Raw genomic sequence first — 22,655 nt, 5'->3', positions numbered from 1 at the left:
ATTTCGCTGCGTTCGAGCAGCGTGAGGTTGCGGTAGTCGGTCGGGCTCATGCCGAGCCCGACCACGAACTCGGCTAGATCGCGGGCGCGGGCTCGTCGGAGGCCGCGGGCTGAGTAGGGTCCACGTCGTCCGCCAGCTCCTCGTCCTCGTTCTCGTCGTCGCCGACACCGAGGAGTTCGAGCGCCTGGTCCTGGGTGAACTCGCGTGCCTGGTCGAACTGGAAGGTGGGGTCCTCGCGCCGCTTGATGACGTAGACGAGGGCGGAGAGCATGCGCGCCTTCGGGACGCCGTCCTCGCCGATCTGGTCGATGGACAGGCGGGAGATGTCTTCCACCTTCTCGATCTCGCCGAGGGTGAGCTTGCTTGCGTCGAATCCGGCCACGGGTGTGGTCCTTTCAGGTGAGGTGGTTCTTGCGGAGAATCTGGGCGAGGCCCTGGTCGAGCTGGTCGAGCACGCGGGGCCTGGCGAGGGTGAGGGCGTCCACGAGGAACGGGTGCGGGCGGATGCCTCGTGCGGGCCAGCCGTAGTGCTGGACGCCGGCGTAGGGCACCGCTGCGGTGCCCGCGCGGATCACGGCTTTGGTCTTGCCGCGACCCGCGCGGACGGTGCGGGCGAGCGCGCCGGAGAGGTACGGCGCTTTGGGTCGAGCGATGTGGACGACCGTCGTGCCGATCGCGTGCATGAGCTCGGACATGTCCTGCATGTCCGTGCCCGACTTGCGGAGCGCGGTGACGGTCTTCGTGAGGCCGGTGATCCTGACTCGGACGTCGCCCGTGCCGATCGAGAGGTCACCGTCCACGGGGTGCTACTCCCCGGTGGCGGGGGCGGTGGTGACGAGCTTCGGCTTGCCGTCGCACTTCCACGCCAGGTCGGAGGTGTACTCCTTGTCAGCGCCGGCCTCGCCGCCGACCTCGGGCGGGGTGCCGATGGTCGTCTTGCCGACGAACCAGGGGGCGTCGTCGCGCGGGGCGTCGGTGTTGCCCTTCGGTGCGTAGGTGTAGTCGACCTCCTTGCCGCTGTTGTCCCACGCGTAGCGCCAGAGCGACGCGGGGTCGAGCGACTGGATGGCGGTCATGTTCAGCACGTACTCGCTGCCGCCGCCGTTCGCGGCGTCGTAGAACGTGACGACGTCCTTGTCGGCGTCGCCGGGGGTGATCTTGGCGGAGGTGATGTCGACCCAGTAGTCGACGCCGTCGATGGTCAGCGAGAGGGCGTTGCCCTTGAGCCGGGTGGACCCGGTCTTGTTGAGTGGCACTGGAGCTCCTAGAGGGTGTCGGTGAGGGTGATGCGGGCGGCGAGGTATTCGCCGCCGTCCTTGATGGCGAGGACGTAGGGCTGGCCGACCTGCTGGACTCGGTTGGTGCCGAGCGCGTTGACGGCGTCCTCGATGAGCCGGTCCAGGGCGCGCGTCTGAGCGCGGTTGTCGCCCGGGGCGACCAGTAAGACCACCTCGTGGTGGATCGCCCACGAGCCGGCCCCGAAGCCCGCCGCCGGGCCCGGTTCGAGGTAGGGGTCCCCGGGCTGGGCGAGGGCGAGGGGCGGGTGCAGCCGGTCCGGCATGTTCGGGTAGGCCTTGATGCCGGCCGTGGTGAGTGCTTCGGTGATCCGGTCGCGGAGGTTGGTGAGGTCGTTGTCCGTGCTCATGCGAGCCCCCGCGGCACCCACTGGTCGAGCACCGGGTAGACGCGCACGAGCGGGTCGCGGGCGGTGAAGACGGACGGGGTGCCTTCGGTGCCGAACTGGGCGACGCCGTTGGGTGACTTGCGGCGGTGGTAGAGCTCGGAGCCGACTTCCAGGACTGCGCCGTCGATGATGTCGCCGGGGACCGTCACCGCGCCGATGTAGGCCTTGACGAGCTCCGCGGCACGCTTGGCGCATCCGGTGGTGAACTCGTCGGGCTCGGGTCGCTCGTCGCCGTCGAGCCCGTACTGGTCGGGGTTGACGTAGTCGGCGAGCTGGGCGGCGGTGACGGTCACGACGATCACTCGGTGGGGTCGGCGGTGACGACGGGCACGAGGGCGTCGGGCACCTCGGCCGCGAGGGCGGCGTAGAAGTAGACGGAGTACGCGTTGGTCAGGTTGACCACGTTGCCGTCGGTGAGGGACACGAGCGGGCTGTTGTACTGGCGCACGGCGTTCTTGTTGAAGAACGATGCGCCCTCGGTGGCCTGCTTCGGGTCGACCTTGACGGTGACGCCGGCGAGGTTGCCGTCGATGTTCTTGACGTTGACCTCACCCACGGCGTTCGAACCGGTGCCGTAGACGGTCATGAGCGGCCGGCCGGCGCTGTCGTGGAGCTGCGCGAGCGACTTGAACGTGCCCTTGTCGGCCAGCAGACCGTCGAGCGGGAGCGCCAGGTCCTCGTAGATGCCGGCGGCGTCCACGATCGCGCCGACCCAGTCGAGGTAGGTGTCCGCGGCGGCGACCGTGACGGTCTTGCGAGCGGCGAGGGTGTCGGCGGTGACCTGGTCGGCGCGGAGCTTGGCGAGGTAGGCCCGGAGTGAGACGTTGCGGCGCTTCGCGGCCTCCAGGGCGAGGGCGTTGAGGTGGTGGTTCAGGAGCGCGATGGAGGACCGCTCGACGGCCTGGCGGGACAGGGTCGTGTAGCCGCCGTAGGTCTTGACCTGTGCGCTCTTGGTCTCGATCGACACCTTGCCGAACGCGAGGGCGTCGCCCTCGTTCGCCTGCTCGGTGACCTGGACCGTGTTGGTCTTGAGCTGGCCGTACTCCAGCGTGTTGCCCTCGGCGGGCAGGGTGCCGGTGGAGAACAGGCCGGGCAGGATCGAGCTGTCACCGATGATGCGGGTGAGGTCTCCGACCCACGCCGGGCGGGGTGCGCCGTCCTTGAGCACGGCCGGCTCGTCGGCGCGGTGCTGCATGAGCTGGTCGTAGGCGGCGACGGTGGCCTCGTCGCCGCGGTTGAGAGCCTGGAGGACTTCGCCAGCGGAGCGGGTGTCGACGGCGGGCTCCTCGTCGCGCTGGAGGCCGTCCAGGCGGGTGCCGATGCCGCGAGTCAGGTCCTCGAACTCGGTGCGGAGCTCGTTGAGGTCGGCACGGGTCAGAACGTCGGTCATGGGGGCTGCCTCCTGGGGGCGGGGTGTGGTGGTGGTGGACTGGTGGCGGACGTCGGTGACGTCTGCGCCGCGGTACGCCGGCATGGGGACCACGGAGACCTCGGCGACGGTGACCTCCTCGCGGGTGACCGCACCGGTCTCCTCGTCCACGGAGCTGCGGACAGGGCGGAAGCCGACCGAGAACGATCGGATGACGCCGTCGCGGAGGAGCGTGTAGGCCTCGTCACCGCGTGGGGTAGAGCTGATCGCGGCGGTGATTTCCCAGCCGGCGTCGGTGTCGCGGTGCGAGATGATGCGCCCGATCGGCTCCGTGTGTCGCCAGTAGAGGAGCGAGTCGTCGGAGTCTCGGACCGAGCCGCGGGCGAACTGCTCGGTGTACTCGCCGTCCCAATCTCGGATCGTGGTTGGCTCGTCCCATGGCACGGCGATGCCGGTGACGGTGCGGGCCTCCTGGTCGACTGCGCGAACGTGGGCGCTGCGGTGGTGGAGCTGGTCAGTCATTGCTCGGGGTCTCCTCGTCGGTGGGCTCGTCGTCGCCGGCGGGATCGGTGTCGGGCGTCGCGGCGCTCTTGGGGAGCGGGGGCCGGCCCTCGATCGCACGGACCTCATCGACGGAGAGGAAGCCGGCGCGGATGGCGATTTCGTGCGCCTTGTAGCGGGTCTCGGTGTCGGCGCGGAGGACGCCGTCGAGGTTGAACCGGACGGTCTGGCCACGGGGCGTGATCGCGGTCCAGGCCTCCTCGATTTCGCGGAGGACCTTGTTGAGCGTCCAACGGACGAACGAGAGGTCTTCCTGCTGGAGGTTCGCGTAGGTGTCGCCGGAGCCCTCCAGGCTGGCGAGCATGATGCGCGGCGGGATGCCGAACATGCGCGCGACCTGGAGCACGCTGAGGTTCTGCGACTCGATCCACTGCGCGTCCTTCGGCGCGAGCATGATCGGGTTGAACTTGAGGCCGGCGCCGAGGACCTTGATGCCCTCGGTGTCGGCGTACCACTGCGCCTTGTAGGCCTTGGCCATTTCGCCGTTGAGCTGCTGCTCAGTGGTGAGCACGCCGGGCGGGACGTCGCCTCGCTTGAACCAGTCGGTGGCGTAGTTGCGGAGGTCGATCGCGCCGGCGAGCTCGGCGCGGGCTGCCTGGATCGGGCCGAGCCCGGTGATGTGTCCGGGGACGCGGAGGAGCTTGAGGTGCTGGACCTCGTCCAGCTTGAGGGTGCGGCCCTGGTAGCTGTAGCCGACGACGCGCTGGGTGGCGTCCTTGGTGAGCGGGGTGACGAGGAGCGGGTTGAGGACTTCGGCGGTGCGGACCTCGCCGGCGGCGCGAGAGCCGAACCCGGAGCCGGCGCGGTGGAGCCGCCAGTAGGCGTTGCCGGTGGTGGCGAGGCTGGTGGTGGTCTCCTCGATGAACGCCGATCGGGAGGTGCCGAGGTCGGGCTGGCGGACGATAGCCGGCTGCGGGTCGACCGCCTCCAGGCCGCGGAACACGTCGACAGTGAGCTGCGAGGTGCCGGTCGCCCAAATCTGGACCGCGCGGAACACGGCGGAGAGGCTGAGGGCGCTGTCGATGGTGACGCCGGTGGTGGTTCGCGCGGCCGGCTGGACGTCAGCGGCGAACTCTTCCACGTCGCTCGTGTGGTCGTTCGCGACGTCCGCGGAGCGGAGGCCGAGAGCGGCGGCGAGGGAGCGAATCAGTGGCACGAGGAAGACCCTGACGGCCTGCCGCGGAGAACCGCTAGCGGGTGCTGCGGAAGCCGACCGGACCCGTCCGATGCGTACGTTTCGGTACGGGTCCGGTGGCGGCTAGAACAGCTGAATGCCGGCTTCCTCGGTGGTCTCGGCGACGTAGATCCCGCGGACGGTGGCGAGGACGGCGTCAATGGGCGTTGCGCCGGCGCGGGCGAGCTTGTACTGGTCGCCGTGCGCCTTCCTGACGACGTTGGGGAGCTGCCTGGTCAGGAGCTCGTCGCCGGCGTGACGGACCATTCGGCCGGCGACCTTGGCGTAGGTCATGCTCGCGGCCGAGACCTCGTCGCCGAGCGTCATGTAGCGCACGGGGAGCCCGTTGCGCTTGAGCTGGTCGCCGAGGGCGCGGAGGCTGTAGCCGTCCACGACGTAGGTCGCCGGCGAGTGCTTGTAGAGACGCTGGCACGCGTCGGCCAGCTTCTCGACGGTCGGGTGCGGCATGCTCTCGATCACCTCGGTCTCGATCACGCCGTCTGCCGCCTTCGCGCTGGCGACGATGGTGGCGTAGCTCCAGTCTGGGGTGCGGTCGATCGTGATGACGGGTCGGCTGATGTGCACCGCGCCGACGCACTTCGCCCACAGGGGCACGGTCATGTAGCCGTTGTCGGAGCCGGAGACGAATCGGTTGAGGCGGTAGCGCACGGCCTCGCCTGGTGGCATGCCGCGGACGGCGGACACGGCGATGGCGACCTTGCGCCGGCCGGAGGCGATGCCGGGGTTTGCCATGGCGAGCCACCGGGCGAGGGTCGCGTCGTCGTCGGGCACGCGCGGCTCGGGTGCCTCCCAGATGAAGCGGCCGAATCCGGTGCCGGGGGCGTCGTCGCGCTCGTAGAGCCGGAGGAGGAGCGTCGAGTCGTCGTCGCCGGCGGTCGTGATGCCGGCCACCATGCAGTTCTCGCGGTCGCCGGTGCCGTTGACGAGGTCGGTCCAGAGCTCGGACTTGAGCAGGTGGACCTCGTCGATCGCGCCGAGGTCGATCGGGAGTCCCTGGAGGGCCGCGGACTTGCTGGCCTTGAGCTCCCACGAGCCGCCGGACGCTGTCGAGAGTCCTCGAGTGTCGGTGAGCCGGGCGAACCGGCGGGTGAGCGGGCCGTAGCGGGCGACGACGTCGTAGGCGCGCTTGTAGACGAGGCGGGCCTGCTCGGCGCTGGAGGCGATGCCGATGACTTGCGGGGCGCGCTTGGCGACCATGAACAGCAGGCCGAGGGCGGCGGCAATCTCGGTCTTGCCGTTCTGCCGGCCGAGGCTGATGAGCACTTCGCGGTAGCGGAGGTTGCCGAACGCGTCGAGCTCGGTGATCGCGTGCAGGAGCCGTTCCTGCCACTCCTCCAGGCAGTAGGCGTTGCTCACCCACCAGGCGCGTTGCAGGGTCTCGCGGTAGCGCTCCCAGAGGGACGGGTGCCGTTCGGAGAGCGGGGCGGTGTAGCGGGTCGGTGGCCACGGGGCGATGTCCGACACGTCGAACGCCGGCCCCTCGTCGGGAGCCGGCGTTGGCGTCGGTGCGGTGAGTGTCACCAGTCGATCCCGCCCATGGGCGGCGGCATGCTCGGGTCGCCGGCGTCGTCGCCGGCGGGCTTCTGGCCGAGCTTGGCGAGGTCGCGGTAGGTGAGTCCGAACTGCGACACGAGCGCGGCCTGCGGAGCCTTGCCACGAGCGAGCTCGTCGTCCAGGACCTTCGCGAGCGAGCGGAGGACCTTCATGGCCGGCCGGTGCTCCTCGCCGAGCCAGCTCGCCGACGCGATGAACCGCTTGACGCTCTCCAGGTAGGTCTCGTCGTCGTCGTCGGTCGCGGTGGCGTTCGCGAGCTCGTCGGCGTCGATCGCGGCGGGCTGATCGGTCATGGCTGGGGACTCCCGAATATTTGGGCTGATCTGGGAAAAAGACAGAAGGGGGCGGGGTAGGACGGGGGCCGCTCAGAAGAAACGGCCGGCCCCGGCCGGCTGGAGGCGGCGGGCCGGCCGGCTGGTCTGCGGCTGAGGTCGGCGGACAGGGCGGCGAGCTGGAGGCGGGCTGATCGGGTCGGGGCGAGGGGGGCTCTCGGTGGCACGGGGAGTCAGCTCCAGCGGGGGTTGCGGTAGTGGAGGCGGGCGTCGGGGCGGTCACCCTTGCTGCTGTTGCACGGGCGGCAGAGGGTGGTGAGCATGTGGTCCGGGTACTGGTCGCCTGGGATGCCGGTGACCGAGGGTGGGCTGATGTGGTCGACGGTCAGGTCCTCGGGGTTGCCGCACGAGGTGCAGGCTCCGTCACGGGCCTTGATGCGCTTGCACTGCTCGCGCCAGCGCCGGCTCTCCAGGTCGGGCCGGCTACCCACTCACGAGCTCTCGGCGGCGCTGGGCGTAGGCGTAGACGTCGGCCCACGCGTAGCGGATCGCCTTGGCAGTGAGCGCGATGTGCCGGGGACCCTGGCCGGCGCGGCGGAGGTCCGCGAGCTGGCGAGGGGTCAGGGCCATCCAGTCGGCGACCTCGCGCTCGGTGGCGAGGCGCTGCTGCGGGGCGCTCACCGGCCGTTCCACGCCGCGACGACGGACAGGACGTGCGCGGTGCGGTTGAACGCCGACCGGTACGCCTCGGGGCCGTCTGTGTACGTCAGGAGGCGTCCGCGCCGGCCGAACAGGCCGTGCAGGAGGCGGGCGTCGCGGATGCCGGCGCGGAGCTGGCGGGCGTGGCGGGTCTTGATCGGGTTGTGCGCGGTGCGGTGGCGGGCGGCGGTGCTGGTCACTGGATCGTGCTTCCTTGCTGTGCGTGGGTGAGTGCGAGGCGAAGGGCGGCGGTCTGGCGTGCGTTGAGGTCAAGGGACATGTCTCCTACGTCGAGGCGGATGGTGGGGCCGGATGCGTGGGCGAACTCGCCAGCTCGGACGGCGATGCCGAGCGCTCGAAGAGTGGCACCGATCCCGCCAGCGGTGGAGCTCGTCACTCCCCCTGCCTGGCCGCGGAGCGGCCCTCCTGCCGAGCTCTCGCTGAGGCGAGCCGCACGAGCAAGGCGAGCCATGTGCCAGGCCAACGCGTCAGAGGCGCTGCGGAGCAGGCCACTCAGGTGGTTCTCTCCGGTGGTGCGTCGGCTCTCGGCGACGCGTCGGAGCTCTCCGATGAGTTCCTTGCCGGCAGTCTCGTGATCGGTCATCGCTTCACGACCGCCTGCACGACGAGGCCGAGCCAGGCGAGCGCTCCAAGGATGCCGACGACGACGAGCTCGGCGGTCATGCCGTCTGTCCGATCGGGCCAGAGGTGATCCGCTGCCCGCAGTGCGCGCAGTACCCGCTCAGGCTGTCGATGCTGTGCGCTCCGCTCGGGGACTGCATGCAGAGCCCACCCTGAATCTGGGAACTAGCCGAACGCACTTCGTAACTCATCTTGGACACAGTACCAGGATTGTGGGTTGTTTCTTCTACTTGATCTTCTGATGAGTGCTCTTCTGTAGTCGTGCGATTCCCCGTGGACGGGGTTTCCGTGACACGGGATTCCGTTGCACGGGATTCCGTCGTACGGGATTCCGTGTCACGGAAATCGCACGACAGAGCTGATCGGGGCTTTTCGTCGTCATCCGTAGCATCCGGTGCAACCGAGGGCACCAGCGCCATGGGGGCACGAGGGGACTTATCCACAGGCCGCGCACCGTCCTCGAAGGGGTCGGAGAGGGTCCACACGTTGCCGCCGAAGCGCTGTCCGCCACGCCCGCCGGTCTGCTCGCGGGCGACGTAGCCGTAGGCCTCCAGCTCGTGCAGCGCCGTCCTGACGCCGGCCATGCCCTCGCGCGCCGATTCGTCCTTGTCGCGGACGTTGGCGGCGAGCTCGCGGATCGTCTGCGACCAGCCCTCCGCGTGGCTCATGAGGTGGACCAGGATGCCGAGCGCGCGGTACGAGAGCCGGCGGTCGCGGAGCCAGTCGTTCGGAATGCGGGTGAACCCGCGCTGCTCGAAGCTGAGGCCGTTGCGGACGATGCGGCCGGCGGTGTTGGGGACACTCATCGTGCGAGCTCCAGCTCGAAGGTTGCGACCGGGTCGAGCGCGAGGAGGGCACACGCGAGCTCTGGAGCGCTGAACAGGTACGCGCCGCGGAGGCCGTCGGAGCTCACAGGGACGAGCGAGCCCGTGTTGACGCGCTGGAGGACGGCCTGCCGGCTGATGCCAAGCACGCGGGCGACCTCGCCGGTCGTGATGAGCTCGGGCATGAGAGTGTCGAGCCCAAACGGGCTGTCTGACTCGAAACGGATTGAGGTAGCAGAGTTGTGCATGTGTCCACCTTGTCAGTTGGACACATGCACAATCAAGTTGTGTCGCTGCCAGTTTTCAGGGACATGCGTGTTATCGCGCGCTAGGCTGCCCGCATGAGCATGGACATGGCCCCGCGGTGGGGAATCCCGGAATGGACAATCAGCGACAGACTGCGCAAAGCACGCGAGTTCGCTGGCATTGACCAGTTTGAGCTCGCTCGGAGAGCGGGCCTCGGTCGAAACACGATCAGCAACTACGAGCGCGGTGCAGTGACGCCCCGCCGCGCGAACCTGCTGGCGTGGGCCATGGCCACCGGCGTCCCGATCGCGTGGCTGGAAAACGGCGAAAGCCCCCAGTCAGGCGGAGGGCCTGACGGGGGGCTTTCGGGGGATGTGCGCTCGAAGGGACTCGAACCCCCAACCTTCTGATCCGTAGTCAGATGCTCTATCCATTGAGCTACGAGCGCGTGGCCTTGCGGCCGTGGAAGACTCTACAACAGCTCCGGCCCGGGCGCCAATCGAGGCCGCCCGACCGCTCCACCCGGCGTGTCGCGAGGCGACAGCCGAGCCACCGACGTCACAGCGCCGCGGCCTCCTCGTCGAAGACCTCGGCCAGGAACACCCGCAGCGCCTGCCACGATCGGCGGTCGGCGCGCTCCTGGTACTGGGCGCCGTGGTCGGGCGCGTCGGTCCCGGGCACGGCGAACGCGTGCATGGCCCCGGCGTAGGTGACGACCTGCCAGTCGACGCCGGGCTCGGTGCGCATCTCGTCCTGCCAGGCGTGCACGGCGTCGTCGGGCACGACCGGGTCCGCTCCCCCGGTCAGCACGAGCAGCTTCGCCCGGATCGCCGAGGCGTCGGCGGGGTCGTGCGTGATGAGGCCACCGTGGAACGACACCGCTCCGACCAGGTCCGCGCCGGTGCGTGCGAGCTCGATCGCGGTGGAGCCGCCGAAGCAGTAGCCGATGACGACGATGCGGGCCGGATCGACGTCGGGGTCCTGTCGCAGCCGCTCGAGTCCGGCGGTCGCACGTGCCCGGAGCAACGGCAGGTCCTGGTAGTACGACCCGGCGACCTGGCCGGCGGTGTCGTCACCGGGCCGAATGCCGGCGCCGTAGATGTCCGCACCGAACGCCACGTAGCCGAGGCGGGCGAGCATCGTCACGCGCGCTTCGACGTGCTCGTTCACGCCGTGCCAGTCGTGCACGACCAGGACGGCCGGGCGGGGTCCGGCCACGGCAGCGTCCTTCGCGAGCACGCCGAGCAGGTCGGTGCCCTCGTGGTCGTAGTGGACGGGCTCGACACGGATGTCGGCGCCGGCGGGTTCGGGAACGGTCTGCAGGACGTCGTCGATGGTGGTCACGTCGTCCGACGCTACGCCGCCGTCCGGCTCAGGCGTCGATGTTGTCCCAGTCCTCAGGACCGCTCGACCCGGCCGGGTACTCGTCGAGTGGCGTCGTGCCGGCCTTCCACGCCTCGAGGAACGGTCCGACGACCTTCCAGCCCTGCACGGCACTGTCACCGCGGACCGACAGCGTCGCATCGCCCTCGAGCACACCGGCCAGGACCTCGCCGTAGGCGCTGAGTCGTCCGGGGTTGAACGTCGTCTCGAGACTCGTGCGGTCGATCGCGTACGGGTCGCCGGGCCCGTTGACGTTCAGCTCGAGCTGCATCTCGTCCGGGGCGATCCAGATCCGGAGCCGGTCCGGGTGGGCGGCACCGGACAGGCCGACGGGCACCTGCGGGGAGTCCTTGAACGTGATGACGATCTCGCGGCGCTGCTTCGCGAGCGCCTTGCCGGAACGCAGCGTGAAGGGGACGCCGGCCCATCGCCAGTTCGCGATCTCGAGGGTCAGCTGGGCCAGGGTCTCGGTGCCGAGCGACGGGTCGACCCCGTCCTCGTCGGCGTACGACGGCAGCTTGCGGTCGCCGACCGTGCCCGCGGTGTACCGGGCGCGCTTGCCGGCGGCGACGACGTCCCCGCCCCACGGCCGCACGGCGCGCAGCACGAGTTCCTTCTGGGTCCGCAGGTCGTCGGCGTCGATCGACGCCGGCGCCTCCATGGCCACGACGGCCATGACCTGGAGCAGGTGGCTCTGGATCATGTCGGTGAGGGCGCCGGCCCTGTCGTAGTAGCGGGCGCGACCCTCGAGCCCGAGGGTCTCGTCGTACACGATGTCGACGCGTTCGACGTGCTGCGAGGACAGCAGGGGCTCGATGATGCGGTTCGCGAAGCGGAGTCCGATCAGGTTGAGCACCGTCGAACGGCCGAGGAAGTGGTCGACCCGGTGGATCCGCTCCTCGGGGATGAACGAGTGCAGCAGGTCGTTCAGGTGCTCGGCGCTGGCGGCGTCGGTACCGAACGGCTTCTCGAGCGCCAGGCGGGTGCGCTTCGGCAGGTCGAGGTGGGCGAGCTGTTCGCAGCTCTTCTCGGTCACGGCCGGGGGCAGCGCGAAGTAGATCGCGGGGTCGTGGTCGCAGGCCCCGAGCAGCGCGCGCAGGTCGTCGGCGCTCGTGACGTCGGCCTTGCGGTACGAGGACGCGTCGATCACGGCCTGCAGCCGCTCCGACAGCGACGACTCGCCCTCCGCCCCTTCGTCGCCCTCGTTCTTCGACGCCTGCGCGTTCTCGAAGGACTCGCGCACCTGCGCCTTCCAGTCGGCGTCGGAGAGCTCCTCGACACCCGCCCCGATGAGCTGGACGTCCCAGTCGTCCTTGACCTCGAGCAGGGTCGCGAGACCCGGCAGGAGCAGGCGCTTGGACAGGTCGCCGCTGGCTCCGAGGATGAGCAGGCTGGTCTGGAGGCTCGACATGCCTCCGACCGTACTCATCGGCCCCGGTGGACGGCCGGGCCGCTACGGTGGTGACAGTTCGGCGCGAGGGAGCACCATGAGCAGTGGGTACGAAGGACGACGCCTCCGCGTCGTCGTGATCGGCACCGGCATGATCGCGGGGGTCCACGCCCGCGCGGCCCGGGCCGCTGGTGCCGAGGTGCTCGGGGTGCTCGGCCGGAACGCATCGCGCTCCGAGCAGGTCGCGGCGCAACTCGACCTGCCTCGGGGGTACGCCGCGCTCGACGACGTCATCGCGGACGCCCCCGACGTCGTGCACATCTGCACGCCGAACGACCAGCACCACCCGCAGGCGATGGCGGTCATCGCCGCGGGCATCCACGTGGTGTGCGAGAAGCCCCTCGCGATCGACCCGGCGCAGGCCGCCGAACTCGTCGCCGCGGCGGCGGACGCCGGTGTCGTCGCCACGGTGCCGTTCGTGTACCGCTACCACCCGATGATCCGTGAGATCCGCGCGCGCATCGCCGACGGCGACCTCGGTCGACTGCTCGCCGTGCACGGCCACTACCTGCAGGACTGGATGCTCGACGAGGACGCCTCGAGCTGGCGGGTCGACCCGACCTCGAGCGGGTTGTCCCGCGCGTTCGCCGACATCGGCTCGCACTGGTGCGACCTGGTCGAGTTCGTCACCGGTGAGCGTTTCACCTCGGTGTCCGCGGCGACCGACATCGTCTACCCGACCCGCCCCGCGGCCTCGGGGCCGTCGTTCTCCGGCTCGCCGGACCCCGACCCGGTCGCCGACGCCGCGGAACGGGCCGAGGTCACCACCGAGGACACCGCGGTCGCGACGTTCCGCACCGGCACCGGGCGCATCGGCAACGTGGTGATCTCGCAGGTGGCGTCCGGTCGGAAGAACCGCCTGTGGTTCGAGGTCGACGGCACCCGGGGCAGCGCCGCCTTCGACCAGGAACAGCCCGAGTCCGCGTGGTTCGGCAACGAGCGTGGTGCGCAGATCGTCGTGCGCGACCCGTCGCAGGGGTACCCGGACCAGCGGCGTCTGGCGGTCGTGCCGTCCGGGCACCCGCAGGGCTACCTCGACGCCTTCGCCGCGTTCGTCGCCGACACCTACACCGCGGTCCGCACCGGTGTGGCCCCCGACGGCCTGCCGACCTTCGCGGACGGCGCACGTTCCGCCGACATCATCGACGCCGTGATCACCAGCGCGGCCGAGACCACGTGGCGGGAGATCCGGTGAAGCTCGGCATGCTGACGGCCTGCCTGCCCGGCTGGCCCCTCGACCGCATCGCGGACTTCGCCGCCGAGCAGGGGTACGAGCGGCTCGAGGTCGGCGTGTGGCCCGGCACCGGTGGCCGCGACTTCGAGGCGGCGCACCTGCCGGTGGCGACGTTCACCGACGAGGACGCTGCGGCGACCCGTGACCTGCTCGACCGCACCGGTCTCGAGATCTCGGCGCTCGCGTACTACGAGAACAACCTGCACCAGGACCTCGACCGCCGCGAGGAGATCCGCACCCACCTCAAGCACGCGATCGATGCCGCACAGGTGCTCGGCGTGCCGTACGTCGGCACGTTCATCGGCCGTGACATGAGCCGCAGCGTCGTCGACAACATGCGGATCGGCGACCGAGTGCTCCCCGAGCTCGTCGACTACGCCGGCGAGCGCGGCGTGCGGTTGATCATCGAGAACTGCGTGATGGAGGGCTGGCACCCGGACGGCTACCCCGGCAACCTGGCGTACTCCCCCGAGCTCTGGGGTTGGGTCACCGGCCTCGGCTTCGGTCTGAACTGGGACCCGTCGCACCTGACCTGGATCGGCATCGACCCGGTCGAGACGATCCTGCCGTTCGCCGAGCACATCGTGCACGCGCAGGCGAAGGACCTCGAGCTGTTCCCCCGGGAGCGCAACGAGTACGGCTTCTTCGGCAAGGTCGACAAGGGCGGCGACCCGTGGGACATGGGCTGGTGGCGCTTCCGGGTGCCGGGCCGTGGCGTCGTGGACTGGCCGCACGTCGTCGACCGCCTGTACGAAGCGGGGTTCGACGGCACCCTGTCGGTCGAGCACGAGGACCCGCTCTGGGGCGGCACCGACGAGAAGGTCCTCGAGGGGCTGCGCATCGCCCACCGCACGCTCCGCCCCCTCATCGCCGCGGAGTGACGGCACGTCGAGCAGCACGCAGCACGACGGGTGTTGCTCATGTGAACGTCGTGTGACGACTTCGACCCGACACTGGCGGGTCGGCTGTGCGTCCTCATAGGTTCTCCGACGATGAACCTCCACTCCTCTCCGCGCCGCCGACGGCGCATCATCAGCGGCGCGGCCTTCGCCACCGCGGGTGTGCTCGTCGCACTGTCCGTCCCCTCCACCGCCGTCGCCGCCGAGGGCGACACGACGATCGACATCATCGACGTCAACGACTTCCACGGCCGCATCGAGTCCGAGGGCACCGCCGTCGACAAGGCCGCCGGTGCCGCCGAGCTCGCCGGTGTCGTGCAGTCGTACCGCGAGGCCAACCCGAACACGATCTTCGCCAGCGTCGGCGACAACGTCGGTGCCTCGACGTTCACCTCGCTGATCCAGCAGGACGCCCCGACGATCGATGCGCTCAATGCCATGGACCTCGACGTCAGCGCGATCGGCAACCACGAGCTCGACAAGGGCCAGGACGACCTGACCGGGCGCATCGAGGACCGGGCCGACTGGCCCTACGTCTCGGCGAACATCGTCAAGCAGGGCACGACCGACCCCGCGTTCGAGCCGTACTCCATCGTGGAGAAGGGCGGCGTGAAGGTGGGCTTCATCGGCGCGACCACCGAGGACCTCATCCCGGGGCTCGTCAGCCCCGGCGGTGTCGAGGGCCTCGCGATGGCCCCGATCGTCAGCCAGGTCAACAAGTACGCCGACCAGCTCACCGACGGTGTCGACGGCAACGGCGAGGCCGACGTGCTCGTCCTGCTGGTGCACGAGGGTGCTCCCACGAACGCCCTCGCCGACGCGACCGGGTCCGGCGTGTTCGGCACGATCACCTCGGGCGTCTCGTCGAAGGTGTCCGCGATCGTCTCCGCACACACCCACGCGACCTACAACCACCAGATCGCGGGTCCCGACGGTACGACCCGCCCGGTGATCCAGACCGGTTCCTACGGCGTGAACTACGGACACCTGCAGCTCACCGTCGACGCCGACAAGCAGCTCACCGGCATCACGTCCGAGGTCAAGTCGGTCAACGGTGAGAACCGCGTGCCGGCCGACTCCACCTCGGTGGACGCGGTGGCCGACATCGTGACGGCTGCGAAGGCCGTCGCCGACGTCGAGGGCAGCAAGAAGCTCGGCGAGATCACCGGCGACCTGCGTCGTGCGGTGCAGTCGGACCGCACGACCGAGAACCGCGGCGGCGAGTCCGTCCTGGGCAACTACATCGCTGAAGTGCAGCGCTCCGCGACCGAGCGCAACGGCTCGCAGATCGCCTTCATGAACCCCGGCGGGCTGCGCACGGACATGGTCTACGCGTCGAGCGGTGCCGGCGACCCGGACGGCACGGTGACCTACAAGGAGGCCGCGCTCGTCCAGCCGTTCGCGAACACCCTCGTCACCGAGGACATGACCGGCCAGCAGATCAAGGACGCCCTCGAGCAGCAGTGGCAGCCGGACGGCCTGCCGCGTCCGTTCCTCAAGCTCGGCGTCTCGGACGGCTTCGCGTACACCTACGACCCCGCGAAGGGCCGTGGCGAGCGCATCACCGGCATGACCTTGAACGGCGAGTCGATCGCCCTCGACGACACCCTCAAGGTGACGGTCAACTCGTTCCTGTCGACCGGTGGCGACAACTTCGCCGCCTTCGCGACCGGCGCGAACATCGCCGACTCGGGCCAGGTCGACCTGCAGGCGCAGGTGGACTACTTCCTGGCCAACCCGACGGTCACCCCGCCGTCCGACCAGCGTGCCGTCGGCACCACGGTCACGCCGACCCCCGAGGGCGGGTTCCAGCCCGGTGACGAGATCAGCATCGACCTGTCGTCGCTCGTGTTCAGCAGCGACGACCCCGCTGCAGCCGGCACCGTGTCGGTGAGCGCCGGTGACGTCGAGCTCGCCACCGCCGAGATCGACCCGACGATCGTCGACACGAACGACGAGCAGGGTCGTGCGACGCTGACCTTCGCCGTGCCGACCGTCGAGTCGTCGGCCGACGCAGCGACGGTCCGGACGGCTGCCCGTGCCGCCGCGACGACGGACGAGCCGCTCGTCGTCACCCTGCCGGGCGGCCAGACGATCACGCTCGCCGTGACCATCCCGCTCGCCGCGGCCGTCGACCCGACGGACCCGACCGAGCCCACGGACCCGACCGACCCCACGGACCCGGCTGACCCGGGCGCGGGCAACGGGGACGCCCCGGGTGCCGGCAACGGCAACGCTCCGGGAACGGACACGGGCACCGGCACGGACCTGGCGGGCGACCCGTCCGACTCGACGAACGCCGGCGGTGACCTCGCCTACACGGGCGCGGACCTGACGGCGCCGGGGATCGCAGCGGGCCTGCTCCTGCTGGCGGGCATCACCGCACTCGTCGCCGTGCGCCGGAAGCGCGCACGGACCGACGCGAGCGTCCAGACCGACTGACACCGGGCCTCCAGTCCGACACGAACGGGCCGTCTCACCACCGTGAGGCGGCCCGTTCCGTCGCGCCGGGAGGCACGGATCGCGTCCGGCGCGCACCGCGCGCGGATCCGCTGCCGCGCTCCCTGTCCCATAGCAGCGCTCGCACTGCGGATCCGGGGATCGGCGGGGTACTCTCGGGGCTGTCGCATCGCGACGCGTCGCGCCGGGTCGCCTCTCAGGTCGGCGGTGGTTCCGTTCGACGAGACCCCGCGGCGCGGGTGCCCTCCGCCTCCAGGGAAACGGCGGAGGGCACCCTCTCCCCCAGCGGCGTCAGCGCGCTCCGGACACCGTCAGCGGAACAGCTGCTCGCCGATGTACGACCCCTTGCGCGGTGCCGGCGGGATCGCGAACACCGCGGACCCGATGTGCGAGACGTACTCGTTCAAGCGGTCCGAGGCGCCGAGCTTCCGCTGCAGCTGCGTGAAGTGCTCCGGGTCGTTCATGTACGCCAGGAACAGCAGTCCGGCGTCGAGCTGGCCGTACTCGTTGAGACCGTCGGTGTAGTTGTACGGACGACGCAGGATCTTCACGCCGCCGTTCGCCTCGTGGGCGGCCAGGGCGATGTGGGACGTCGCGTCGATCTTCGTGGCACCGTCGCCGTCGGTCGCCACGAAGTCCGGCGTCGTGTGCTCGGTCCCACCGGACAGCGGTGCGCCCTCGATCTTGGTCCGACCGAACACGCGCTGCTGGTCGCTGACGACGTCGGCGTCCCAGATCTCGATGTTCATCCGGATCTTCCGCACCACCTGGTAGGTGCCGCCGGTCATCCACGCCGCACCGTCGCCCGGGTCGTCGACCCACACGAAGCGGTCGTGGTCCTCGTCCGTCGTGATGTTCCTGGTGCCGTCCTTGAAGCCCATCAGGTTGCGCGGCGTCGTCTGGTGCGGGCCGGCCGACGCGCGACCGAAGCCGAGCACGGTCCACCGCACGGTCGCCGTCCCCCTCGCCATCCGGGCCAGGTCGCGGACGGCGTGGTACGCCACCTGCGGGTCGTCGGCGCAGGCCTGCAACGACAGGTCGCCGCCGGTCAGTCCGGCCTGCAGGTTGTCGCTCGGCAGCCGAGGCACGTCGGCGAGGTCCGCCGGACGCTTGTCGGCCAGACCGAAGCGCTCGTCGAACACGCCGGGGCCGAACCCCACCGTGACCGTCAGGGACGCCGGGCCGAGGTCGAGCGCCTCACCGGTGTCCGCGCCGACGCCGTCACCGTGCGCGGGCTCGACGCTGCCGACGGTCTTGCCCGCCTGCAGCTGCGCGATCGCCGCGGACCAGCGGGCGAGGAGCACCTGCAGCTCGGTCGCGACGCTGGTGGACAGGTCGAAGGTCATGAAGACGCAGTACCGCTGGGGGGCGGTCTGCACCCCACCCTGCGGCTGCCGTGCGGCGGTCGCGTAGAACGGGTGGCTCTGGGACAGGTCGATGGACTCGTCACCGTTGGCGGCCGCCGTGAACGGGTTGACCCCCGTCGCGGCCGTCGCGCCGCCGATGCCGACCGCGGCGCCCGCCCCGGCTCCGGCCGCGGCGAGTCCTGCGCCGAACAGCCCGCGCCGGGAGACCCCGGTGCGGGCTGCGCGGTCGTCGTCGGGCTGCTTCACGCGGTGGCGACCTTCTCGGCGAGGCGGGACAGCGGGTCCTGCAAGGCCTGGATCTGCTGCGAGATGCGGTTCGCGTCGGACTTCTTGGTGGCTGCGTCCCACGCGTCGAAGCCGCCGAGGTCGTCGGCGTTCCGGTAGCCGTCCATCAGCGTGTTCGTCGCGTCGAACTGCTTCGCGATCTGCTTCGTCAGGGTCGGGTCGAGCTTCGTCAGGCCCGGCTTGAGGTACGCGAAGGCCTGACGGGCACCCTCGACGTTGGCGGCGAGGTCGACGAGGTCGATGTGGCTGTACGCCTCTTCCTCACCGGTGACCTTGTTCGACTGGACCTCCTCGAGCAGGCCGGCGGCACCGTTCGCCAGGTCCTCGGGCTTGTAGTCGAGCGTCGGGACGAGCTTCGCGAGCAGCTGCACGTTCTCGGTCAGGTCGGCCGCGGTCTTCTTGGTCGACGCGGTGATCTCCCCCGCCTGGAACAGGTCCTTCTCGACGGCGTGGAACCCGCTCCAGCCGACGGCCGGGTCGAGGTTCGAGGCGCGCATGTCGATCAGGTAGTCGAGGTTGCCGGCGTTGTCGGTCGCCTTGTGGCCCTTCTTGACGAAGCCGTCGACGTCGCTCTCGACGTGCTCGTAGAACGGGCGGGCGTTCGCGTAGTCGGTCTTCGCGGCGTCGAGGTCGCCGGCGTCGATGTCCTTCTGCAGGAGTTCGACCGCGGTGACCATGTCGGTGACCTGGCCGTCGACGTAGTCGGCGTAGCCCTTCGTGCCCTCGTCGAGCAGGGTGGCGGCGCTGCTGTTCGCGGTCGAGGTGACCTTGCCCGTGACCGTGAAGTCGGTGAGCTCGGTGTCGGCTCCGGGGCAGTACACCTGGTACTCCCCACCGGTCAGGGTCGCGGTGAACTGCACGGCGTCGAGGCCGGGTGCGAGGTTCTCCTTCTCGCCCAGGATCCGCTGGTCCTGCAGCAGTTCGACCTCGGTGATGGCGGTCGAGGACTCGTTCTTCACCGAGAACGTGACCGGCCCGGCGGGGACCTTCGTCTCGGAGACCTTGCACTGGTCCGAGCCGTCGTTCGTCAGGGTGATGGTGACGCGCGAGACCTTCGCGGCGTCGGTGGAGCTGTCGGAGGCACCGTCGGAGCTCGCGCAGCCGGTCAGTGCGAGGGCGGTGACGACGCCGAGGGCGCCGAGGGTGATCAGGGGTCGAACGGGCTTACCGAACGGCATAGTCGTTGCTCCTTGCAGGGTCCCCGGCGGGTGGGCCGCGTGTCGGGACGGTTTCGGGGGTGGGGTTCACGGGTGCCGTCCGACGACGGCGGTCACGGAGCGCGAGCAGCGCCTGGGCGGCAGCTGCGACGCCGAAGGCGATCGGCAACCAGGCCTTCCAGAGCAGCAGCTCGGCAGCCCGCGTGTCCGCGGCCGCCACCGAGGTGGCTGCCTGCTCGACGCGGGAGTCGGGGACGGACCACACGGAGCGGTCCAGGGTCGTGGTGCGGGCGGACGGGAGGCCCCCACCGCTCAGCGTCAGCACGGTGCGTTCATCGCGGGTGGCGTCCAGGACCCCACCACGGACCGTCCAGAGGGTCACGGTGTCGCGCACCGCCCAGCGGGCGGTGAACGGGCCGGGGTTCGTCGACGGCGAGACGCCGACGGGGATCCGGCCGAACAGGTCGACGAGGTCGTCGAGCGTCAGCGTCGCCGGGCGGTCCGCGGCGGTGGCCGACGTGCGGATCCGCCACCGGTCGGCGGCCACGCCCGCGCGGGTCACGCGGCGGTGGGCCGACGTCGGCAACGTGAGCCGTGCCTCCTGGCCGGTGGTGGTGCCGGCGACGCGGAGGACGCCGGACGCACCGTGGACGTCCGCCGAGACGGAGGTGGCGTCCCCGCTGACCGCAGCGGTGTGCGGCAGGTCGACCCCGCCTGTCGGCACGGCGATCGCCAGTGCTGCGGCGGCGACCGCGAGCGCACCGGCGACCGTCGCGCGGATCGCGGGGACGCGTGCCGACGACGGACGCCAGGCGCGGCGCCAGAGCGTCAGGGCGAGGACCGGCACGACGTAGAGGACCCAGCCGAGCACCTCGATGACGCGGGGGTCCGGTGGGATGCCGAGCACGCCCGTGACGAGCGCACCCTGCACCGACCCGTTCGGGGCGAGCCAGGACAGGTCGACGGTCCGCTGCTGCCCGATGACGATCCACCCGGCCTCGTGCGCGCGCCGGAGCACGGTCAGCACGAGCCCGCCGGCGACGAACACCAGGAAGACGCCGGTGCCGGTGAAGAACTTCGACAGGTTCAGCCGGACGCCGCCGGTGTAGATGCCGTAGCCGACGACGACGGCGCCCGCGATGCCGATGACCGCGCCGAGGGCGGCGAGACCGGTGTCCGACGACGCCTGGAAGGTGGCGAGGAGGAAGACCGCGGTCTCGAAGCCCTCCTTGAGCACGGCGAGGAAGGCCATGCCGGCCAGTGCCCACGCGGTACCGCGGCCGAGCGCCTCGGTCGCGCTCGCCTCGAGTTCCTTGGTCAGGGTGCGCGCGTGGGTGCGCATCCAGACGATCATGCCGGTGACGAAGACCACGGCGACGATGCCGATGATCGCCTCCATGCCCTCCTGCTGCGCCTGCGGCAGGGCCTGCTCGACGACCTGCAGGCCGAACCCGACGCCGATGCTGAGCACGACGGCGACCCCGACGCCGAACCACATGGGGGCGAGGGGGACACGGTTGCGACGCAGGAACGCGGCGATGATGCCGACGATGAGCGTCGCTTCGAGGCCTTCACGGAGGCCGATGACGAGAGTGGCGAGCATGACGTAGGTGAGGCTAACCTAACCGCCGTTCGGCCCGCCAGTCGTTCGGCGTGGGGTTTGATGGTTCTCATGAACCTGCTGTCCGTCGATGGCCTGGCGTCGGTCACGAACGTGCTCGACCTCGCCGGGGTGTTCGCGTCCGCCCTGCTCGGTGGATCGATCGCCCGCGCGATGGACTTCGACCTGTTCGGGTTCCTGGTCGTCGGCTTCGTCTCGGGGCTCGGCGGCGGCATGCTGCGCGACACCCTGCTGCAGAACGGCCCCCCGGTCGCACTCGTCGACCCGCTCTACGTGCCGGTCGCCCTGGCCGGGGCACTCATCGCCTTCTTCGTGTCGTTCTCCGAGATCACCTGGGACCGGCTGTTCACCGTGCTCGACGCCGCGGTGATCGGGTTCTGGGCGGTGGTCGGGGTGCAGCGCACCTACGACGCCGGCCTGGAGTGGCCCGCCGCGATCATCATGGGGACGATCACGGCGGTCGGCGGCGGCGCGATGCGGGACCTGCTGCTCCGCCGGGTGCCCGCGGTGTTCGGCGGGAACGCGCTGTACGCCACCGTGGCCGTCGCGGCGTCGGTGGTCATGGTCGTCGCGTCCGCCCTCGGGTCGCCGTCGATCGGGATCGTGGCCGCGATCGCGCTGTCGCTCGGTCTGCGCTGGGGTGCGGTCCGCCGCGGCTGGGGACTGCCCAACGGTCGTGACTGGCAGCCGAAGTCGACGCTCGGCTCGCTGCTGCGGCGCGGGCGGAGCCTGCGACCCGACGCACTCCGGCTGCTCCGACGCCCCGGACGGCGCACGGGAGCGGGCAGTGTCCGCGAAGAACACGACACGGCAACGGATTCCTCGTTCGACGACTGAGGGGTGTCATCTGTCGGTGCTCCGGCGTAGCATCCCTACCGTCGGGTATCGACCCGGCTCATGTCGTCCGCACCGAACCGACGCGACCCGAACGCGGCGGTTCCGCGCAGACGTGGTGATGGGGGCTTCGCTGATGCCGCGCGTGATCAGACGCGCGGCGCGGCAGGTCTCCCACCCCAAGCTCGCCCGCCCCCAGCTCGCCCGCCCCCAGCTCGCCCGCCCGGGTTCCAGCCCCGGTGCCCCGCCCCGGCAGGAACGATGAACGACGACGTCTCCGACTCCCCCACGCCGCGGACACCACGGGCCGAGGTCCGAGAACGTCTCCTCATCGCCGGCGCTGCCGTCTTCGCCGAACAAGGCGTGCACGGAGCACGTCTCGACGAGGTCGCCGCCCGTGCCGGGTTCAGCAAGGGCGCGGTCTACTCGAACTTCTCGTCGAAGGAGGACCTGCTCGCGCAGGTCATGCAGCGCGGGACGAACCTGGTGCTCGGGTCGCTGCAGGAGCTCATCCGCGCCGACATCGCCGCGGCGGACATCGCGGACGTCGTGCGGGCGGCCTTCGGACGGCACGACCAGCGCGCGCAGTTCGCCCTGCTGTCGGAGTTCCGCGCCTACGCGATCCGGCACACCGACCTGCTGCCCGAGTTCGTGCGGCAGCGACGGGTGCTGCAGGACGGCGTGCACGAGCTGGTGCGACTGTGGTTCGGGGCGCACCCGGAGGTCGACGCCGGCATGCCGCTCGACGCCTTCGCCACGGCGCTCGTCGCCGCCAACGTCGGGGTCGTGTTCGACGGGCCCGCGCTGCCGGGGGTCGACCCCGGCGAGGTCATCGCCGCCCTGGTCGAGGCGGTCATCCGCCGCCGCTGACCGAGCGCGGCGGCGCACGGCGCGGCGGCATGGCGCTCTGGCATGGTGC

At 70.5% G+C, this 22,655-nt stretch carries 26 protein-coding genes and 1 tRNA gene; 6 read left to right on the top strand and 21 right to left on the bottom strand.

Features of this window, described 5'->3' with window-relative positions; all coding sequences use genetic code 11:
• Positions 1-73: 73 nt before the first annotated feature.
• The 15 genes from EDF33_RS09515 to EDF33_RS09450 all read right to left on the bottom strand — a co-directional run bounded on the left by EDF33_RS09515 (position 74) and on the right by EDF33_RS09450 (position 9,048).
• Positions 74-382 carry a hypothetical protein gene (locus EDF33_RS09515; RefSeq protein WP_132099907.1) on the bottom strand — a complete coding sequence of 103 codons (309 nt, stop codon included), beginning with the start codon at positions 380-382 and terminating at the stop codon, positions 74-76.
• Between the two features lie 13 nt (positions 383-395).
• Complete coding sequence (locus EDF33_RS20395; RefSeq protein WP_207906665.1) at positions 396-800, bottom strand: hypothetical protein; 405 nt, start codon at positions 798-800, stop codon at positions 396-398.
• Positions 801-806: 6 nt separating this feature from the next.
• On the bottom strand, positions 807-1,256 hold the full coding sequence (locus EDF33_RS09505; protein ID WP_132099906.1) for a hypothetical protein: 450 nt from the start codon (positions 1,254-1,256) through the stop codon (positions 807-809).
• An 8-nt stretch (positions 1,257-1,264) separates the two neighbouring features.
• Positions 1,265-1,645: a hypothetical protein gene (locus EDF33_RS09500; protein WP_132099905.1), complete on the bottom strand. Its 381-nt coding sequence runs from the start codon at positions 1,643-1,645 to the stop codon at positions 1,265-1,267.
• Positions 1,642-1,977, bottom strand: coding sequence for a hypothetical protein (locus EDF33_RS09495; protein ID WP_132099904.1), 336 nt, complete (start codon positions 1,975-1,977; stop codon positions 1,642-1,644). Before EDF33_RS09495 ends, EDF33_RS09500 begins: the two co-directional genes overlap by 4 nt.
• 5 nt (positions 1,978-1,982) lie before the next feature.
• The gene (locus EDF33_RS09490; protein ID WP_165918773.1) at positions 1,983-3,575 is read right to left on the bottom strand and encodes an HK97 family phage prohead protease; all 1,593 of its coding nucleotides are present in this window, start codon (positions 3,573-3,575) and stop codon (positions 1,983-1,985) included.
• Entirely contained in the window at positions 3,568-4,770 is a 1,203-nt protein-coding gene (locus EDF33_RS09485) for a phage portal protein (RefSeq protein ID WP_165918772.1), read from the bottom strand. The genes EDF33_RS09490 and EDF33_RS09485 overlap by 8 nt, the downstream gene beginning before the upstream one ends.
• A 102-nt stretch (positions 4,771-4,872) precedes the next feature.
• A complete protein-coding gene (locus EDF33_RS09480; RefSeq protein ID WP_165918771.1) occupies positions 4,873-6,330 on the bottom strand; it encodes a terminase large subunit in 1,458 nt (485 codons plus the stop codon).
• On the bottom strand, positions 6,327-6,656 hold the full coding sequence (locus EDF33_RS20135) for a hypothetical protein (RefSeq protein WP_165918770.1): 330 nt from the start codon (positions 6,654-6,656) through the stop codon (positions 6,327-6,329). Before EDF33_RS20135 ends, EDF33_RS09480 begins: the two co-directional genes overlap by 4 nt.
• 212 nt (positions 6,657-6,868) lie before the next feature.
• A complete protein-coding gene (locus EDF33_RS09475) occupies positions 6,869-7,126 on the bottom strand; it encodes an HNH endonuclease (RefSeq protein ID WP_132099900.1) in 258 nt (85 codons plus the stop codon).
• Positions 7,119-7,316, bottom strand: coding sequence for a hypothetical protein (locus EDF33_RS09470; protein ID WP_132099899.1), 198 nt, complete (start codon positions 7,314-7,316; stop codon positions 7,119-7,121). Before EDF33_RS09470 ends, EDF33_RS09475 begins: the two co-directional genes overlap by 8 nt.
• Positions 7,313-7,534 (bottom strand): hypothetical protein, encoded by a 222-nt coding sequence (locus tag EDF33_RS09465; protein WP_132099898.1) that lies wholly within the window; start codon positions 7,532-7,534, stop codon positions 7,313-7,315. Before EDF33_RS09465 ends, EDF33_RS09470 begins: the two co-directional genes overlap by 4 nt.
• Positions 7,531-7,938, bottom strand: a complete 408-nt coding sequence (locus EDF33_RS09460) for a hypothetical protein (protein ID WP_132099897.1) — start codon at positions 7,936-7,938, stop codon at positions 7,531-7,533. Before EDF33_RS09460 ends, EDF33_RS09465 begins: the two co-directional genes overlap by 4 nt.
• Positions 7,939-8,014: 76 nt before the next feature.
• Positions 8,015-8,782 (bottom strand): hypothetical protein, encoded by a 768-nt coding sequence (locus tag EDF33_RS09455; RefSeq protein ID WP_132099896.1) that lies wholly within the window; start codon positions 8,780-8,782, stop codon positions 8,015-8,017.
• The gene (locus EDF33_RS09450) at positions 8,779-9,048 is read right to left on the bottom strand and encodes a helix-turn-helix domain-containing protein (protein WP_132099895.1); all 270 of its coding nucleotides are present in this window, start codon (positions 9,046-9,048) and stop codon (positions 8,779-8,781) included. The genes EDF33_RS09455 and EDF33_RS09450 overlap by 4 nt, the downstream gene beginning before the upstream one ends.
• A gap of 93 nt (positions 9,049-9,141) precedes the next feature.
• Between EDF33_RS09450 and EDF33_RS09445 the strand changes: the two genes are divergently transcribed.
• A complete protein-coding gene (locus tag EDF33_RS09445) occupies positions 9,142-9,456 on the top strand; it encodes a helix-turn-helix transcriptional regulator (protein WP_132099894.1) in 315 nt (104 codons plus the stop codon).
• Here the strand turns inward: EDF33_RS09445 and EDF33_RS09440 are convergent.
• The 3 genes from EDF33_RS09440 to EDF33_RS09430 all read right to left on the bottom strand — a co-directional run bounded on the left by EDF33_RS09440 (position 9,422) and on the right by EDF33_RS09430 (position 11,840).
• A tRNA-Arg gene (locus EDF33_RS09440) sits at positions 9,422-9,494 on the bottom strand. The two genes, EDF33_RS09445 and EDF33_RS09440, sit on opposite strands and share 35 nt — an antisense overlap.
• Positions 9,495-9,604: 110 nt before the next feature.
• Positions 9,605-10,390 (bottom strand): dienelactone hydrolase family protein, encoded by a 786-nt coding sequence (locus EDF33_RS09435; protein ID WP_131880546.1) that lies wholly within the window; start codon positions 10,388-10,390, stop codon positions 9,605-9,607.
• A 28-nt stretch (positions 10,391-10,418) separates the two neighbouring features.
• Positions 10,419-11,840: a glucose-6-phosphate dehydrogenase gene (locus EDF33_RS09430; protein ID WP_132099893.1), complete on the bottom strand. Its 1,422-nt coding sequence runs from the start codon at positions 11,838-11,840 to the stop codon at positions 10,419-10,421.
• Positions 11,841-11,916: 76 nt separating this feature from the next.
• Between EDF33_RS09430 and EDF33_RS09425 the strand changes: the two genes are divergently transcribed.
• The 3 genes from EDF33_RS09425 (at position 11,917) to EDF33_RS09415 (ending at position 16,454) form a co-directional block, all read left to right on the top strand.
• Positions 11,917-13,074 (top strand): Gfo/Idh/MocA family oxidoreductase, encoded by a 1,158-nt coding sequence (locus EDF33_RS09425; RefSeq protein WP_165918769.1) that lies wholly within the window; start codon positions 11,917-11,919, stop codon positions 13,072-13,074.
• Positions 13,071-13,994 carry a sugar phosphate isomerase/epimerase gene (locus EDF33_RS09420; protein WP_132099892.1) on the top strand — a complete coding sequence of 308 codons (924 nt, stop codon included), beginning with the start codon at positions 13,071-13,073 and terminating at the stop codon, positions 13,992-13,994. Before EDF33_RS09425 ends, EDF33_RS09420 begins: the two co-directional genes overlap by 4 nt.
• A gap of 111 nt (positions 13,995-14,105) precedes the next feature.
• Positions 14,106-16,454, top strand: coding sequence for a bifunctional UDP-sugar hydrolase/5'-nucleotidase (locus EDF33_RS09415; protein WP_132099891.1), 2,349 nt, complete (start codon positions 14,106-14,108; stop codon positions 16,452-16,454).
• Positions 16,455-16,783: 329 nt separating this feature from the next.
• On the opposite strand, the gene efeB is transcribed toward EDF33_RS09415, so the two are convergent.
• Genes efeB through efeU form a run of 3 tightly spaced genes read right to left on the bottom strand, consistent with a single transcriptional unit; the run spans position 16,784 to position 20,884 of the window.
• Positions 16,784-18,085: an iron uptake transporter deferrochelatase/peroxidase subunit gene (gene efeB / locus EDF33_RS09410; protein WP_132099890.1), complete on the bottom strand. Its 1,302-nt coding sequence runs from the start codon at positions 18,083-18,085 to the stop codon at positions 16,784-16,786.
• Positions 18,082-19,302 (bottom strand): iron uptake system protein EfeO, encoded by a 1,221-nt coding sequence (gene efeO, locus EDF33_RS09405; RefSeq protein ID WP_132099889.1) that lies wholly within the window; start codon positions 19,300-19,302, stop codon positions 18,082-18,084. The genes efeB and efeO overlap by 4 nt, the downstream gene beginning before the upstream one ends.
• On the bottom strand, positions 19,289-20,884 hold the full coding sequence (gene efeU, locus EDF33_RS09400; protein ID WP_132099888.1) for an iron uptake transporter permease EfeU: 1,596 nt from the start codon (positions 20,882-20,884) through the stop codon (positions 19,289-19,291). The genes efeO and efeU overlap by 14 nt, the downstream gene beginning before the upstream one ends.
• Positions 20,885-20,953: 69 nt before the next feature.
• Here efeU and EDF33_RS09395 point away from each other — a divergent pair, with 69 nt between their 5' ends.
• Together EDF33_RS09395 and EDF33_RS09390 are read left to right on the top strand one after the other, a co-directional pair.
• Entirely contained in the window at positions 20,954-21,739 is a 786-nt protein-coding gene (locus EDF33_RS09395) for a trimeric intracellular cation channel family protein (protein ID WP_123291876.1), read from the top strand.
• A 258-nt stretch (positions 21,740-21,997) separates the two neighbouring features.
• Entirely contained in the window at positions 21,998-22,606 is a 609-nt protein-coding gene (locus EDF33_RS09390; protein WP_131846719.1) for a TetR/AcrR family transcriptional regulator, read from the top strand.
• Positions 22,607-22,655 lie beyond the last annotated feature (49 nt).

The sequence above is a fragment of the Curtobacterium sp. PhB146 genome, from assembly GCF_004342995.1.
GTDB lineage: Bacteria > Actinomycetota > Actinomycetes > Actinomycetales > Microbacteriaceae > Curtobacterium.
The sequence above is the reverse complement of the archived record's forward strand: the minus strand, read 5'-3'. Positions and strand labels throughout refer to the sequence as shown.